Annotated in this window: 16 protein-coding genes; 10 read left to right on the top strand and 6 right to left on the bottom strand. The window is 67.8% G+C overall.

Translation table 11 applies throughout. The features are described 5' to 3' along the window. Positions 1-74 precede the first annotated feature (74 nt). Positions 75-830: a 4-hydroxy-tetrahydrodipicolinate reductase gene (dapB, locus tag ACFVUS_RS11560; RefSeq protein WP_387764045.1), complete on the top strand. Its 756-nt coding sequence runs from the start codon at positions 75-77 to the stop codon at positions 828-830. A 52-nt stretch (positions 831-882) separates the two neighbouring features. Then, positions 883-1,377 (top strand): hypothetical protein, encoded by a 495-nt coding sequence (locus ACFVUS_RS11555; protein ID WP_387764043.1) that lies wholly within the window; start codon positions 883-885, stop codon positions 1,375-1,377. Between the two features lie 116 nt (positions 1,378-1,493). Here the strand turns inward: ACFVUS_RS11555 and puuE are convergent, their stop codons facing one another. The 6 genes from puuE to ACFVUS_RS11525 all read right to left on the bottom strand — a co-directional run bounded on the left by puuE (position 1,494) and on the right by ACFVUS_RS11525 (position 6,790). Continuing rightward, on the bottom strand, positions 1,494-2,411 hold the full coding sequence (gene puuE, locus ACFVUS_RS11550) for an allantoinase PuuE (RefSeq protein ID WP_387764041.1): 918 nt from the start codon (positions 2,409-2,411) through the stop codon (positions 1,494-1,496). After that, positions 2,408-3,430, bottom strand: coding sequence for an allantoicase (gene alc / locus ACFVUS_RS11545; protein WP_387764039.1), 1,023 nt, complete (start codon positions 3,428-3,430; stop codon positions 2,408-2,410). Before alc ends, puuE begins: the two co-directional genes overlap by 4 nt. Continuing rightward, on the bottom strand, positions 3,427-4,641 hold the full coding sequence (locus ACFVUS_RS11540; protein WP_387764038.1) for a DUF6986 family protein: 1,215 nt from the start codon (positions 4,639-4,641) through the stop codon (positions 3,427-3,429). Before ACFVUS_RS11540 ends, alc begins: the two co-directional genes overlap by 4 nt. Continuing rightward, the gene (locus tag ACFVUS_RS11535) at positions 4,638-5,384 is read right to left on the bottom strand and encodes an aspartate/glutamate racemase family protein (protein ID WP_387765511.1); all 747 of its coding nucleotides are present in this window, start codon (positions 5,382-5,384) and stop codon (positions 4,638-4,640) included. Before ACFVUS_RS11535 ends, ACFVUS_RS11540 begins: the two co-directional genes overlap by 4 nt. A gap of 173 nt (positions 5,385-5,557) precedes the next feature. Next, positions 5,558-6,292 (bottom strand): GntR family transcriptional regulator, encoded by a 735-nt coding sequence (locus ACFVUS_RS11530; protein WP_387764036.1) that lies wholly within the window; start codon positions 6,290-6,292, stop codon positions 5,558-5,560. A 63-nt stretch (positions 6,293-6,355) separates the two neighbouring features. Next, positions 6,356-6,790: a MarR family winged helix-turn-helix transcriptional regulator gene (locus ACFVUS_RS11525; RefSeq protein WP_387764034.1), complete on the bottom strand. Its 435-nt coding sequence runs from the start codon at positions 6,788-6,790 to the stop codon at positions 6,356-6,358. A gap of 86 nt (positions 6,791-6,876) precedes the next feature. Here ACFVUS_RS11525 and ACFVUS_RS11520 point away from each other — a divergent pair, with 86 nt between their 5' ends. The 8 genes from ACFVUS_RS11520 to ACFVUS_RS11485 all read left to right on the top strand — a co-directional run bounded on the left by ACFVUS_RS11520 (position 6,877) and on the right by ACFVUS_RS11485 (position 14,038). After that, complete coding sequence (locus ACFVUS_RS11520; RefSeq protein WP_387764032.1) at positions 6,877-8,331, top strand: DHA2 family efflux MFS transporter permease subunit; 1,455 nt, start codon at positions 6,877-6,879, stop codon at positions 8,329-8,331. Between the two features lie 109 nt (positions 8,332-8,440). Continuing rightward, positions 8,441-8,896, top strand: a complete 456-nt coding sequence (gene msrB, locus ACFVUS_RS11515) for a peptide-methionine (R)-S-oxide reductase MsrB (protein WP_387764030.1) — start codon at positions 8,441-8,443, stop codon at positions 8,894-8,896. Then, a complete protein-coding gene (gene msrA, locus ACFVUS_RS11510) occupies positions 8,893-9,405 on the top strand; it encodes a peptide-methionine (S)-S-oxide reductase MsrA (RefSeq protein ID WP_387764028.1) in 513 nt (170 codons plus the stop codon). The genes msrB and msrA overlap by 4 nt, the downstream gene beginning before the upstream one ends. 108 nt (positions 9,406-9,513) lie before the next feature. After that, positions 9,514-9,966, top strand: coding sequence for a flavodoxin family protein (locus ACFVUS_RS11505; RefSeq protein WP_387764026.1), 453 nt, complete (start codon positions 9,514-9,516; stop codon positions 9,964-9,966). Then, the gene (locus ACFVUS_RS11500; protein ID WP_387764024.1) at positions 9,963-11,138 is read left to right on the top strand and encodes a sensor histidine kinase; all 1,176 of its coding nucleotides are present in this window, start codon (positions 9,963-9,965) and stop codon (positions 11,136-11,138) included. Before ACFVUS_RS11505 ends, ACFVUS_RS11500 begins: the two co-directional genes overlap by 4 nt. Positions 11,139-11,292: 154 nt before the next feature. Next, on the top strand, positions 11,293-12,081 hold the full coding sequence (locus ACFVUS_RS11495) for a LytR/AlgR family response regulator transcription factor (protein ID WP_387764022.1): 789 nt from the start codon (positions 11,293-11,295) through the stop codon (positions 12,079-12,081). 39 nt (positions 12,082-12,120) lie between these two features. Beyond that, positions 12,121-12,486 (top strand): hypothetical protein, encoded by a 366-nt coding sequence (locus tag ACFVUS_RS11490; protein WP_387764020.1) that lies wholly within the window; start codon positions 12,121-12,123, stop codon positions 12,484-12,486. Positions 12,487-12,511: 25 nt separating this feature from the next. After that, the gene (locus tag ACFVUS_RS11485) at positions 12,512-14,038 is read left to right on the top strand and encodes a cation acetate symporter (protein ID WP_387765509.1); all 1,527 of its coding nucleotides are present in this window, start codon (positions 12,512-12,514) and stop codon (positions 14,036-14,038) included. Positions 14,039-14,123: the final 85 nt, after the last annotated feature.

The raw sequence follows: 14,123 nt of genomic DNA, 5'->3' as shown, positions 1-14,123 counted from the left end.
CCCCGACTCTTCCCGGCGACCCGATAGGCTCGCATCAGACTTTTTGTTCAGGTAGAGGCATGTGAGGAGACGTGGTGACCACGAACCGTATCCGGGTGGGTGTGCTCGGAGCGCGCGGCAAGGTCGGGCAGGCGATCTGCGCCGGTGTCGAGGCGGCCGCCGATCTCGAACTGGTTGCCCAGGTCGACAAGGACGATGCGCTGGAGACGTTCACCGCGGCGGGCACCGAGGTGGTCATCGACTTCACCCATCCCGATGTGGTCATGCCCAATCTGGAGTGGCTGGTGGCCAATGGCATTCACGCCGTGGTCGGCACCACCGGTTTCGACGCCGAACGCCTGGAGCGGGTGCGCGGCTGGCTCGCCGCCAAGCCCGAGGTCGGCGTCCTGATCGCACCCAACTTCGCCATCGGCGCGGTGCTGACCATGCGTTTCGCCGAACAGGCCGCGCGCTGGTTCGATTCGGTCGAGGTCATCGAACTGCACCACCCGAACAAGGCCGACGCCCCGTCCGGCACCGCCTTCCGCACCGCGAGCATGATCGCCGCCGCCCGCGAGAAGGCGGGCGTGGGCCGCAGCCCCGATGCCACCAGCCAGGAACTCGACGGCGCGCGCGGCGCGGATGTCGACGGCGTGCGCGTGCACTCGGTGCGCCTGGCGGGCCTGGTCGCGCATCAGGAAGTGCTCTTCGGCACCCAGGGCGAAACCCTGACCATCCGCCACGACTCCATGGACCGCACCTCGTTCGTCCCCGGCGTCCTGCTCGGCGCGCGCAAGACCCCGCTGCGCCCCGGCCTGACCGTGGGCATCGACGCCCTGCTGGACCTGTGAGCGACACGGCGATGCCGCACCGCCGGGATTCGAGCCCGAACGGGGCCGGCCGGTGACCGCGCCCGCGAACAACTCCCGTGAGGTCGGCAAAAGGGTCGCGTTCATCGCGGCCCTGGTGCTGATCCTCGGCTTCTACTTCCTGCTGCTCGGCAAGATCTCGCTGAGCCTGATCAGCTCGGGCTCGATCCCGGCCGCGATCCTCGGCGTCGGCGTCCTGCTGCTCCCACTGCTCGGCGTCTGGATCGTCGCGTCGAGCGTGCGCGCGGCCTTCGCCCACCAGCACCTGGCCAAACTGATCCACGCCGAAGGTCTGGAACTCGACACCTCCGACCTGCCCCGGCGTCCTTCGGGACGGTTGGAACGCGAAGCCGCCGATCAGCTTTTCGAGCGCGTGAAGGTCGAATGGGAAGCCGACCCGGACAACTGGCGCACCAACTACCGCGCCGCCCGCGCCTACGACTATGCGGGCGACCGCACCCGCGCCCGCGAAGTCATGCGCCGCGCAGTGGAATTGGAACGCCAGGAGCGCGCGGCGCAGCAATCCTGATCGCGCCCATACCCCGTCATCCCGGCGCGCTTTTGGCCGGGATCCACACCGGGCCGAACATGCCTTGACTGTGTGGATCCCGGCCAAAAGCATGCCGGGATGACGAGGGGGTTGTCCTACTGCGGCGGGTGCACCTTGCGCCAGTGGTCGGCGATATCGATGCGGCGGGTCAACCACACCTTGTCGTGCGACTGCACGTAGTCCAGGAAGCGTTCCAGAGACTTTGCGCGAGCGGGCTTTCCGACGATGCGGCAGTGCAGGCCGACGGACAGCATCTTGGGCGCGCCCGCCTCACCCTCGGCGTAGAGGACGTCGAAGGCATCGCGCAGGTACGCGAAGAACTCGTCACCGTTGGCGAAACCGGCGGGGGAGGAGAACCGCATATCATTGGTTTCCAGGGTGTACGGCACGACCAGTTGGTCGTGCTCGCCCACCTTCACCCAGTACGGCAGATCATCCGCGTACGAGTCCGAGTCATAGGCGAAGCCACCGTGTTCGACGACCAGCTCCCGGGTCTGCGGTGAGTCCCGCCCGGTGTACCAGCCGCGCGGCGGCGCACCGAAGAGACGGGTGATGATGTCCACCGCCTCTTCCATATGCTTGCGCTCGGTCTCCGCATCGGACATCTGATAGGAGATCCAGCGCAATCCGTGGCAGGCGATCTCATGCCCGAGGCGTTTGAACGCCGCGACGGCTTCCGGATTGCGCTCCAGCGCCCGCGCCACCCCGAAGATGGTCAGCGGGATATCGCGCTGTTCGAACAGCCGCAGCACCCGCCACAGTCCGGCGCGCGAGCCGTACTCGTAGATGGTCTCCATGGACAGGTGCCGGTTCGGGAACGCCTGCGCCGGAACGATATCGGACAGGAACGTCTCGGAGCCCGCATCCCCGTCCAGCACATTGTTCTCCCCGCCCTCCTCATAGTTGAGGACGAAGTTGACCGCGATATTGGCCTCGCCGGGCCAGTGCGGATGCGGGGGATTGGGGCCGTAGCCGACCATATCCCGCGGATAGTTCAGATCGAAATCGCTCATGCGAGTTCACCTTCCAGCTCCGCCCGCGCGGCGGGGGTCAGGGTGCCGAACAGGCGCAGCCGGGCCAGGCCGCCGTCCGGGAAGGCATCGAGGCGTACCTCGACCACGGCTGCGTCCGAGTCGATGGCGAACCGGTGCCGGGTATCGGGCCGAAGTACGTTGCGCGGCAACAACTCCACCTCGGAGCCGTCGGCGCGAATACCGGTCAGCGACGCCGCTCCGGGACTGTTGAACAGGAAGTACGAGGTATCGATCTCGGCCATGGTGAGCACGCCCTCACCCGCCAAACGCACTCGCACCCAATCATTGTCCCGGGTACGCCGCCGCGCGGTCTCCCAGCCGTCCCCCATGGACCGCGCCCGCCCGGGCAGCAGAATCTGCTCGGGATGGGAGTAGAAGCGATTGGAGCAATCCGCGATGAGCCCGCCGTTCTCCAGTGCCGCCAGGTCGAACGGCCCCGAATCCAGCCACCGCAGTTCGGGTTTGGCGATCCCGTGCACCCGCAGCCGCGCCACGCCGCCATCCGGGAACATGCGCAACCGCACATGGGTGTACCGCTGCTTGGAATCCACCGGGAACGGATTGCGGCTGTCCCCGTTCACCGCGGCCCGCGCGACGATGGTGGTCCACCCGTCCAGCCCCGCAACCTCCTCGGCCGACGGATATCCTTCCAGCGCAATGGCTTCCACCGACACCTCCGGCGGATAGTTGCCCTTGAACCACGCGGTGTCCACCACGACCCCGTGAATCACCCCGGGCACACCCAGCCGCACGATCGCGATATCGCAGTCATCGGAGTCGGGCGAGTCCCCGAAATCCCCCCGTCGCCGCCGGGTCTCCCACCCGTCGTACACCTGCCCCTTATGCCCGAAAGTCGCGGGTTGATAGGTGGATTCCTCCGGCCGGATGAGATTCTCCCGCTCGGCGAAGGATTCGTCATTGGCCCAGATCACCGCCCCACCCAGCGAGCGCACAGCCAGATCGGGCAGCAGGGTGAAATCAGTCGTATCGGCGGTCATAGTGAAGGCATTTTCCTTTCGCGCAACTGGTGGAGCACGGTGACCGTCGCGGCCGGAACCAGCGCGGTCACCTCGTCGGGACCGAAAGCGCCGCAGTCCAATCCGCGCAGCACGACGGTCGCCAAGGCCTGGGCGGTGGCCGGTTCGTCCACCACCGCGCCGCCCTGGCGATCCAGGTAGCGGCCGATGCGGGGCGCGGCCACCTCGAGAGCGGTGCGATAGAAGGCGAAGGTGGCCAGCCAGCGGGTGGCCAGATGGCCGGGGCCCATATCCCAGCCCTGGTAGTAGCCGCGCTCGAGGGATCGGGTGACCAGGCGGTAGTGCCGAGCCAGGGCGGCGCGCACCTCGTCATCGGTGCCCAGCGGCAGCACCTGGGTGGAGCCGTCGCACACCCAGACGCCGGTTTGCGCGGCGGCGGCCTGCATGACGGCCTTGGCGTGATCGGCCACCGGGTGTTCCAGCGACTGGAATTGCGGTGCGATACCGCAGGCGGCGCTGTAATCGTATGTCCCGTAATGCAATCCGGTACAGCGTCCGGCGGAGCGGTGAATGGCGCGCGCGACGGTCGCGGTGCCGTCGGCGGCGATCACGGCCTGCGGGCTCTCGATCTGCAATTCGAACTTCAACGATCGCTCGGGCAGCCCGTGCGCGGATTCGATTGCCTCGCACAGCAGTACGGCCGCCTCGGCCTGATCGGCCGAGCGAATCTTGGGAATGGTGAACACGAATCCGTCGGGCACCCCGCCCGCGCCTTCCAGGACCTTCTCCAAAGTGCGTACCGCACGCGCCCATTCGAGCGTGGTGAGCCCCTTCATGCGGATACCGCGCGAGACCACCTCGGCGGGCAGCGCCGCCAGCACCGCACCGGCGTGCAGCGCGTCGCGATCCTCCACGGCATCGCCGCGTGTACCGTACCCGTCCTCGAAATCCAGCCGCAGATCCTGAATGGGCCGCCAGCGCAGGGCATTCAGCGTGCGCGCCAGTGCGTCCGGCCCGCCCAGTTCGGTCAGCACAGCGCTGTGCTTGCCGGCCAGTTCGATGGCGGTCGCGCCCCATTCCTTCGGCAGTTCGGGCGTGGCGTCGGCCGCGCTCACGTACGCGGTGTGAATGGGCTGTCCCGCCCGATCACCCGGATAGCGTTGCGCCAGTTCCGTATCGATCGACCGCAACCGGCCTTCGATATCGCCCAGTACGTACGCGGGCAAGGTCACTTACGCGCCTCCTGACTGTCGAGGGAGAAGTCGGCCAGCAGGCCGGTGTACTGCTTGGGCAGCGGTGCGGCGTACTCCCCGCGCCCGGATTTGCGCAGCCCCATGGTGATCAGGGATTGCACGGTGAGCGTGGCGGCGGCGACACCGTCGATCACGGGTACGCCGACCTCGCGGGTCAGGTATTCGCACAGATCCGCCATGCCCGCGCAGCCGAGCACGATGGCATCGGAGTTGTCGGCGTGCACCGCATCGCGGCAGGCATCGGCGATCACGATGCGCGCCTTGGGATCCTCCAGTTCCAGCACCGGAATCTCGCACGCGTGAATGCCCGCGCAGAAGCGCTCCATGCCGTACCGCTCGGCCAATTCCGCGGCCCGGCCCGAGGTCCGCGCCAGCGTGGTGACCACGCTGAACCCGCGCCCGAAATGGCTGGCGGCCTGCATGGCGGCCTCGGCGATACCGATCACCGGTCCGTGCGCGAGCTCGCGCGCCGCGTCCAATCCCGGATCGCCGAAACACGAGATGACATAGCCGTCCACGCCCTCGGCCTCACCGCGCGCGATCTCCGCGAGCAGTCCCGGCACCGAAAGCGCTTCGTCGTAATGACTTTCGATGGATGCCGGTCCCATTGCCGAGGTGATCCCCTCGACAATGGTGCCGGGCGCGACCACGGCCCGCGCGGCCGCGGCGGCCACATCGGTCATGGCCACGGTGGTGTTGGGATTGACGACTCGAATTCGCATGGTTGTCACCGATCTTCGAATACGGGTGCGGGCGGTCGCGTCGGCCTCGGGGGCGCGGATGGCGGCGCCACGATGTCAGGCATGTCGCACATCCGATCTCATCGGGTTCCGGCGTTCGGAACAAAGGGTGTGCGCGACGTTATCGAGCCGGTATTGCCCGGGTGTTGCTGAAACTATATATCTTTCCGACCTGCGGAATCCGCAAAAAGTCCGGTGTCGGTGGGCAGTCGCGACAGTACTCCGTTGAGTCGCAGATGGTGTGCCGCCGTGGCGTCCAACAGCGCTTCGGCGTCCCGCGCCAGGAAGGCCGCGAGCTGCTTGGAGTGATCGGCGTGCAGCACCACTCGATCGGCGGTGCTGGCGTGCACCATGGGCTGTACCGGTTCGGTGATATTCCAGGCGTATTCGAGCATGTGCACCACCCGCGGCATGGCGGACGGCTGCACCAGCGCGAGATGGAAGTTGCGGGTCTCGCGGTGATAGGCCACCGCGTCCTCGGTGAGAATCGCGCGTTCGAGCCGGGCATGGGTCTCGCGCGCCAGGTCATGGTCCTCGCCGGTGGCGCGCGGTACCGCCGCGACGAGCGCGGCGGCCTCCAGGCTCTCCCGCACCACATACAGTTCGCGCAGTTCGGCGGCGGTCAACAGGGTGACCTGATAGCCGAAATTGGGCCGATGCTCGACCAGGCCCTCACCGATCAGCGTCTGGAGCGACTCCCGCACCGGAATGGCGCTCACCCCGAACTGCCGCGCCAATTCGCCCAGCGGCATACCGGTGCCCGGCGGCAGATTGCCGCCCAGGATCAGCCGGCGGAGTTCGTCCAGAATCTCGTGCTGGGTGTAGCCGCGATGCGCGTCCAGTGCGGGCGTGAGCTGGGGTAAACGCGGTAGTCGCGGTCGAGAGGGCACCCGTTCACGGTAGTCGCCCGGTTGCCGGGCCGGACGGGCATCCGGGCAGATCAGGCGTATCGGTCAGAGGTCGTCGAGGTCGTAACCGAGCGCCTTGAGCGAAAGCCGGTGCAGCGTCTCGCGTTCCGCCGGGCTGAGCCGGTGCAGCAGGTTGTCGGTCGCCACGGTGATCCGGGCATTGGTCTCATCGCGTAGGGTGCGCCCCGCATTGGTCATGGCGAGCCGGTACCTGCGTCGATCCTCCGGATCGCGGGTGCGGGTGACCAGGCCCGACTTCTCCAGGCTGTCGATCAGGCGGACCACCTCGCTGCGGTCGATGCCGAGGGCGTCGGCCATCTCCTGCTGGGAGATCTCGCTGAATTCCGACAGGTAGGTGAGCACCCAGTGCTCGCGCAGCGGGGTCCCCAGTTCGACGTGCATGGCCTTGTGCAGCTTGCCGAGTGCGTAGGTCGGATAGCGCAGCAGGTCACGGGGGTAGTAGTCGCGGCTCTCGGTCACCTGCGGATTATATCTATTGTTGAGTAGCTCAATCATTGTTAGAGTCTGCAATTGGGAAGCTCAAGTACATTCGAAGGAGTCATCCGATGACGCGAACGCGCCCGGATACCAACGCCCCCAATACCTCTCATTCACCCGATGTCCCCACCGCCCCCGCGGCTCCCGCCGTATCCGACAAGATCCCCGCGTATGTCTGGCGCACCGCCGCGGTGGTGGTGTTCGGCGCGATCATGGGCATGCTCGACACCTCGCTGGTGAATATCGGGTTGCACACCATCGGCGCGGACCTGCACGCCTCGCTCGCCACGATTCAGTGGGTGGCCAGCGGATATCTGCTGGCCCTCGGCGTGTCGCTGACCGTCTGCGGCTGGCTCGGCCGTCGCTTCGGCGTCGGACGGCTGTGGCTCGGGGCCATGCTCGCCTTCACCATCACCTCCGGGCTCTGCGCCCTGGCCGGTTCGGCCGGATGGCTCATCGCCCTGCGCGTCCTCCAGGGCCTGGCGGCGGGAGTCATGATTCCCGCGGGTCAGACCATCCTCGGCCAGGCCGCCGGACCGCAGCGCATGGGCCGGGTCATGGGTGTGGTCGGCATCGCCGTGGTCGGCGCGCCCGCCCTCGGCCCGACCGTCGGCGGTCTCATGCTCGCGCACTGGAGCTGGCAGTGGCTGTTCCTGATCAATATCCCGCTGGGTCTGATCGGGTTCGCGCTCGGTCTGCGCTTTCTCCCGCTGGGGCCGGGCGCGCCGACGCAATCGCTGGATGTCATCGGTCTGATCCTGGCGGGCGGCGGTGTGTCCGCGGTCGTCTACGGTCTGTCGGATATCGGCGAAACCGGTTCCGTCACAGCGCTATCGGTGTGGCTGCCGGTGCTCCTGGGCGCGGTCGCGCTCGCGGGTTTCGTCTTCCGTACCGCGGGCAGCGTCCGGCCGCTGCTGGACGTCCGCATGTTCTCCAATCGGGTCTTCGCCGCGGCGAACACCGCCAGCTTCTTCGCGGGCGCCTCCATGTTCAGCGTCATGGTCCTGCTGCCGCTGTATTTCCAGGTACTGCACGGTGACGGCCTGATCCGCACGGGCGTGCTGCTCATCGCCTTCGGTGCGGGCGGTGTCATCACCCTGCCCCTGGGCGGCCGCCTGGCGGACCGATTCGGTGGCGGCGTCATCGCCATCTTCGGCAATCTGGGCGTGGCCGTCACGCTGCTGCCGTTCGTGTTCCTGCCGAAGGACGCGAATCTCGTTGTCGTGCAGCTGCTGCTGTTCGCGGCGGGAGTTGGCACCGCACTCGCGGGCATGCCGCTGGTCTCGGCGGCCTATGCCGCGGTCCGCCCGGATCAACTTCCCGACGCGGCGGCCTTCGTCAATATCCTGCAACGCATCGGTGGTGCGGTGGGAGTCGCGGTCGTCGCCGTAATCCTTTCCCGCGCAACGGCTTCCGATTGGTCTCCGGTATCGGGCTATCAACTCGCCTTCGCGGTGCTCGCGGCGCTGTCCCTGATCGCCTCGATCGCCTCCACCCAGCTGCGCCGCCACCAGCGCCGGTAGCCGCGCGCCCGGGCGTGGCGAATAATGAACGAAGTGTGACGCCCGGCCGGGGGCGGGAACTTCCACCCGGGGCGGCCGGTTGTACGTGTGGCCGATAAGAGGAGGTCAGGTGACACAGGAATACAACCGGAATCCGGCGGCGGTAGCGGCGCTCTCACCCGAGCAGTACCACGTCACGCAGGAGAACGGCACCGAGCGCGCGTTCACCGGCGAGTACTGGGACAACCACGAGCCGGGAATCTACGTGGACGTCGTCTCCGGCGAACCATTGTTCGCCTCGACGGACAAATTCGAATCCGGATCGGGGTGGCCGAGCTTCACCAAACCGATCGACGCCACCAATGTGTTCGAGAAGCGCGATATCAGCCATCTGATGATCCGCACCGAGGTGCGCTCCGCCCACGGCGACAGCCATCTCGGGCATGTGTTCACCGACGGCCCGCGCGATCAGGGCGGACTGCGATACTGCATCAACTCCGCGGCGCTGCGCTTCATCCACCTCGATAACCTCGAGGCGGAAGGCTACGGACAGTTCAAGACTCTCTTCACGAAGGAGGAGGCGTGACCGACACGCGCAAGGCGATTCTGGCCGGCGGATGCTTCTGGGGCATGGAGGATCTGATCCGCCGCCAGCCCGGAGTGCTCGCCACCAAGGTCGGCTACACCGGCGGCCGCAACGACCACCCCACCTACCGCAACCATCCCGGACACGCGGAAGCCGTGGAGATCGACTACGACCCGGCGGTCACCGACTACCGGGCGCTGCTGGAATTCCTCTTCCAGATCCACGACCCCACCACCAAGAACCGCCAGGGCAATGACATCGGCGACAGCTACCGCTCCGCCATCTTCTACCTCGACGATGAGCAGAAGCAGGTAGCACTCGACACCATCGCCGACGTCGACGCCTCGGGCCTGTGGCCCGGCAAGGTGGTCACCGAGGTGACCCCGGCCGGCACCTTCTGGGATGCCGAGCCGGAGCATCAGGACTACCTGCTGCGCTACCCCGAGGGCTACACCTGCCACTTCCCGCGTCCGGGCTGGAAACTGCCCAAGCGCGAGACGGCCAAGTAGCACCGGCTGAATGAACCGGCCGCGTCACCCGAGCACGGGTGGCGCGGCCGGTTCGTGTTCGGGGCAGCGTCGGCCGATACCGCCGTACCCGGCATTAGGCTCGGGTGCGTGCCGAAGCTGCTGCTCATCCATCACACGCCGTCACCGCATATGCAGGAGATGTTCGAGGCGGTGGTGGCCGGGGCCACCGATCCGGAGATTCAGGGTGTGGAGTTGGTGCGGCGGGCGGCCCTGTCCGTGACCGCGAGCGATGTGCTCGAGGCGGATGGTTATCTGCTCGGGACGCCCGCGAATCTCGGCTATATGTCCGGGGCGTTGAAGCACGCGTTCGACACCTTCTACTACCCGTGCCTGGATTCGACCCGGGGGCGGCCGTACGCGATGTACATGCACGGCAATCAGGGGACCGAGGGTGCCGAGCGCGGGGTGGAGAGCATCACCACCGGGCTCGGGTGGGAGAAAGCGGCTGCGGCCGTGATCGTTTCGGGGCCGCCGACCAAACAGGATGTGGAGCGGTGCTGGGAGCTGGGGGCGACGGTGGCCGCTCAGCTCATGCCGTGAGTGCCACCGCGGTCGCGATAGTCATCGCGGGGGCGCTCATCGCGGCGGCGCTGTTCGCGTGGCCGCGCACGCGCCGATCGGTGACCACGCCCGCCGAGCGTGCGGTGCACGCGGCCCTGCAAACGGCCGCGCTGGCGGCAAAACCGTTGCGCGGCGGGCTCACTGAGGAATCGGCCGAACAGGCGGCGCCCTATCTGCGCGCGCTAATGGGTGCCGAAGCGCTCGGTATCGCCGACGGCGAGGGAAAGCTGCTGGCCTGGGATGGTGAGCATGCCGAACTCGCGGAAGCGTTCGGGGCGGCGGCAAGTCGCGCGATAGCGGGGGAGCGGTCCGTGCTCGTATCCTGTGCGGACGGCTATACCCTGCTGGCGCAACCACTTCCGAGTGAGCACAGCGGTATGGTCGGTGCGCTCGGCGCGGTGACCCGGGGCAAACCCGGGCCCGGCATGCTCGGCGCGGTCGCCGAGGTGGCCCGATACGCCTGCGGCCAAATCGAATTGGCCGAACTCGACGCCTCTCGGGCCAGGCTGGATCGTGCCGAGGTGCGCGCCCTGCGGGCGCAGATCAGCCCGCATTTCATCTACAACGCGCTCAACACCATCGGTTCCTTCGTCCGCACCGATCCGGATCGCGCCCGCGAACTCATCCTCGATTTCGCCGACTTCACCCGATACTCCTTCCGCACGGCAGGCGAATTCACCTCCCTGTCAGACGAACTCACCAATATCGACCGCTATCTGGCGCTGGAGCGCGCCCGCTTCGGCGAGGCCCTGCGCGTCCGCCTGCAAATAGCCCCCGACGTCCTGACGGTCGTCCTGCCCTTCCTGGCCCTGCAACCCCTGGTCGAAAACGCCGTTCGCCACGGCCTCGCCACCCAGCCCGGCCTCGGCACCGTCACCATCGTCGCCGAGGACGCGGGCGCAGACTGCCTCATCTCGGTCGAGGACGACGGCGCGGGCATGGACCCCGAAATCCTGCGCTCCGACGCCCTCGACGCCATCCACACCACCTCCGGCACAGCCGAATCCGCCCACGTCGGCCTCGCCAACGTGGACGACCGCCTCCGCGCCGCCTTCGGCAACGACTACGGCCTGATAGTTGACACCGCTCCCGGCGCGGGAACGAAGGTCAGCATGCGCGTCCCCAAATTCCGCCCCGGGGTGCGTGCGTGAGGGCCGCGAAGCCACGTCTCCGAACCGGGGTGCTCATGCCCATCTCGTCATCCCGGCGCGCATTTGGCCGGGATCCATCCATCGGCTGTGGATCCCGGCCAAAAACATGCCGGGATGACGAGGTCGGATATGCCGGGTTTAGGATGTCCGGACTGTGACCAGGACCACTGACTCGACCGACGCCGCGCTACGCGTGCTCGCCGTGGATGACGAGAAACCGGCCCTGGATGAACTCGTCTATCTGCTGCGGGCGCAATCCGGGGTCGGCGAGATCCACGCCGCGGGCGATGCCACCAGCGCGCTGCGGTTGTTGCGGGCGCACGTGGTCGACGCGGTGTTCCTGGATATCAATATGCCGGGGCTGGACGGGCTCGAGTTGGCGGGCATTCTCTCGGAGTTCGCGCGGCCGCCCGCCGTGGTGTTCGTGACCGCGCACGACGATCGGGCCGTCGCGGCATTCGATCTGGGCGCGGTGGATTACCTGCTGAAACCATTGCGAGAGGCGCGGCTGGCGGAAGCCGTACGGCGCATCATCGCGGGGCGGGCTCAGCCCCCGCCGGTGACGGGTATCGATCCGCACGAGGTGATCCCGGTCGAACTCGGCGGCGCGACAACGCTGGTGAACCGCGCCTCGGTGAGCTGGGTGGAGGCCGACGGCGATTACTCACGGCTGCACACCAACTCGGGCTCGCACCTGGTGCGAATTCCGCTCTCGGAGCTGGAATCCCGCTGGCAGGAGGCCGGTTTCGTGCGCGTGCACCGCTCCTACCTGGTGGCGCTGCGCCTGGTGACCGGGTTGCGTACGGTCGGCACCGGTACGGTCGTCTGCCTGCGCGCGGACGGCAGCGCGGCCGCGGTGGAACTCCCGGTCAGCCGCCGCCAGGTGCGCGACCTCAAACAGCGATTGATCCACGCCCCGCGCCAGCATCGGACCACGCGATGAACGGCGGTATCCGAGTTCACCCCGAATCCGCGCGGGCCGATGACGAGTAGTCAACGGCCGCAGCGGGTGCGGGTGGTGCTCGCGGAGCGGCGGGGCGCTCGGTTGGTACGGACTCGGGTGGAGGTGGCCGAGCAGACCGAGGTGGGCGCGGCCATGATCGGCGGGTTGATTCGGGCGCAGTTCGGATTGGCCGTGCGCGTGGGTCTGGTCGTGGTGGGCGCGCTCGGCGCTCTGCCACTGCTGTTCGCGTTGGGGCCGCTGGGGAGCGCCGATATCTTCGGGCTGCGGTTGCCCTGGGTGCTGCTGGGATTCGCGGTGTATCCGGTGCTGTTCGTGGCCGGGCTCGTCTATGTACGGCTGGCCGAGCGCAATGAGCAGGACTTCGGCGAATTGACCGGGGACTGAGGTGGATTCGCAGCCCGGATCGTGGATGACGGTGGTGGCGTTGCTGCTCGCCGCGTTCGCGAGCGTGGCGATCGGGACCTACGGGGTGCGGCTGGCTCGGACCACCTCCGACTTCCTGGTGGCTTCGCGGTCGGTGGGTCCGCGGTGGAATGCGGCGGCGGTGTCGGGCGAGTATCTCTCCGCCGCTTCGTATCTCGGCGTCGCCGGACTGATCGCCAAATATGGCGCGGACGCGCTCTGGTATCCGGTCGGATTCACGGCCGGATATCTGGGCCTGCTGCTGTTCGTGGCCGCGCCGCTGCGACGTTCGGGTGCGTACACGATGCCCGACTTCGTGGAGTTCCGGCTCGGTTCGCGCCCGGTGCGCAAGCTGACAGCCCTTGTCGTGGTGCTGATTTGCGGTGTCTACATGATCCCGCAGTTCCAGGGCGCGGGGCTCACGCTGAGAATCCTGCTGGGCGTGCCGGATTGGGTCGGCGCGGTCGCGGTGGGTGTCATCGTGATCGGCACCGTCGCGGGCGGCGGCATGCGGTCGATCACCTTCGTGCAGGCGTTCCAGTACTGGCTCAAACTCACCGCCATCGCGATCCCGGGGCTGGTGCTGCTCGCGTATTTCTTTCGGCACGACGATGATTCGAGCGCACCGCATCTCACCGCCGTCACGGATGCGGAGTGGCTACTCCCCGGCGGCGGACTCGGCGGCCCGCATCCCATGTACCAGGTCTATTCGCTGATCATCGCGACTTTCCTGGGCACCATGGGACTTCCGCACGTGCTGGTGCGGTTCTACACCAACCCGGACGGCCGGAAAGCCCGCAGCACCGCGCTTTCGGTGATCGGCCTGGTCGGATTCTTCTACCTGTTCCCGGTACTGCTCGGCATACTCGCGCGCCTGTACGCGGCCAGGCTGTCCAACGCCGGTGCCTCGGACGCCGCGGTACTGCTCCTGCCCGGCGCGGTGCTCTCCGGTCTCCCCGGCCAACTTCTCGCCGCCCTGGTGGCGGCCGGTGCGGTGGCTGCATTCCTGTCCACCTCCTCCGGCCTGCTGGTCAGCATCGCGGGCGTGGTCGGCACCGATCTGCTGCGCGGTCGCATCCGCGACTTCCGCCTGGCGGCGATCATCACCGGCACGGTGCCGCTGCTGCTGGCCCTGACCGTTGTCTCCCTGGACCTTTCGCGCGCCGTCGGCCTGGCCTTCGCGGTCGCCGCGTCCACGCTCTGCCCCCTACTCGTGCTCGGCATCTGGTGGCGTGGCCTGACTGCGACCGGCGCGGCCGTCGGCCTGATCGCGGGTGGCCTGCTGTCCGGCACGGCCACCGCCGTCTCGGTCTCGGGCGGCGTCTCGCCCACCCTGATCTCCGGCTGGCCCTCGGCCCTGCTCAGCTATCCGGCCGCCGTCAGCGTCCCGGTCGCCTTCGCCGCGATGATCCTGGTGAGCCGCCTGACCCGCCGCCAATCCGCCCCGGAGATCGCGAATATCTTCGTCCGCATGCACGCCCCAGAACCGCTCGGCATGGGCGCGGACCGTGAACCGGGCTTGCGCCCCGCCTGACCGTTCACCGCGCCGAATCGACCGCTCACCGCAGATCCGGCCACCTTCACCGAGTGACCCAGCGCACACCATTCTGCCCGCTCGC

Origin of the sequence: Nocardia sp. NPDC058058 (assembly GCF_042885355.1) — a bacterium.
Classification (GTDB): domain Bacteria; phylum Actinomycetota; class Actinomycetes; order Mycobacteriales; family Mycobacteriaceae; genus Nocardia.
This window is presented reverse-complemented; position numbering and strand designations above follow the sequence as displayed.

What these genes read in the sequence shown, in the direction of transcription:
- ACFVUS_RS11485 (WP_387765509.1), top strand. Translation starts at nt 12,512, where the DNA reads ATGACGGTGGTGGCGTTGCTGCTCGCCGCGTTCGCGAGCGTGGCGATC.
- ACFVUS_RS11535 (WP_387765511.1), bottom strand. Translation starts at nt 5,384, where the DNA reads ATGCGAATTCGAGTCGTCAATCCCAACACCACCGTGGCCATGACCGAT.
- puuE (WP_387764041.1), bottom strand. Translation starts at nt 2,411, where the DNA reads ATGAGCGATTTCGATCTGAACTATCCGCGGGATATGGTCGGCTACGGC.
- alc (WP_387764039.1), bottom strand. Translation starts at nt 3,430, where the DNA reads ATGACCGCCGATACGACTGATTTCACCCTGCTGCCCGATCTGGCTGTG.
- ACFVUS_RS11490 (WP_387764020.1), top strand. Translation starts at nt 12,121, where the DNA reads ATGACGAGTAGTCAACGGCCGCAGCGGGTGCGGGTGGTGCTCGCGGAG.
- ACFVUS_RS11520 (WP_387764032.1), top strand. Translation starts at nt 6,877, where the DNA reads ATGACGCGAACGCGCCCGGATACCAACGCCCCCAATACCTCTCATTCA.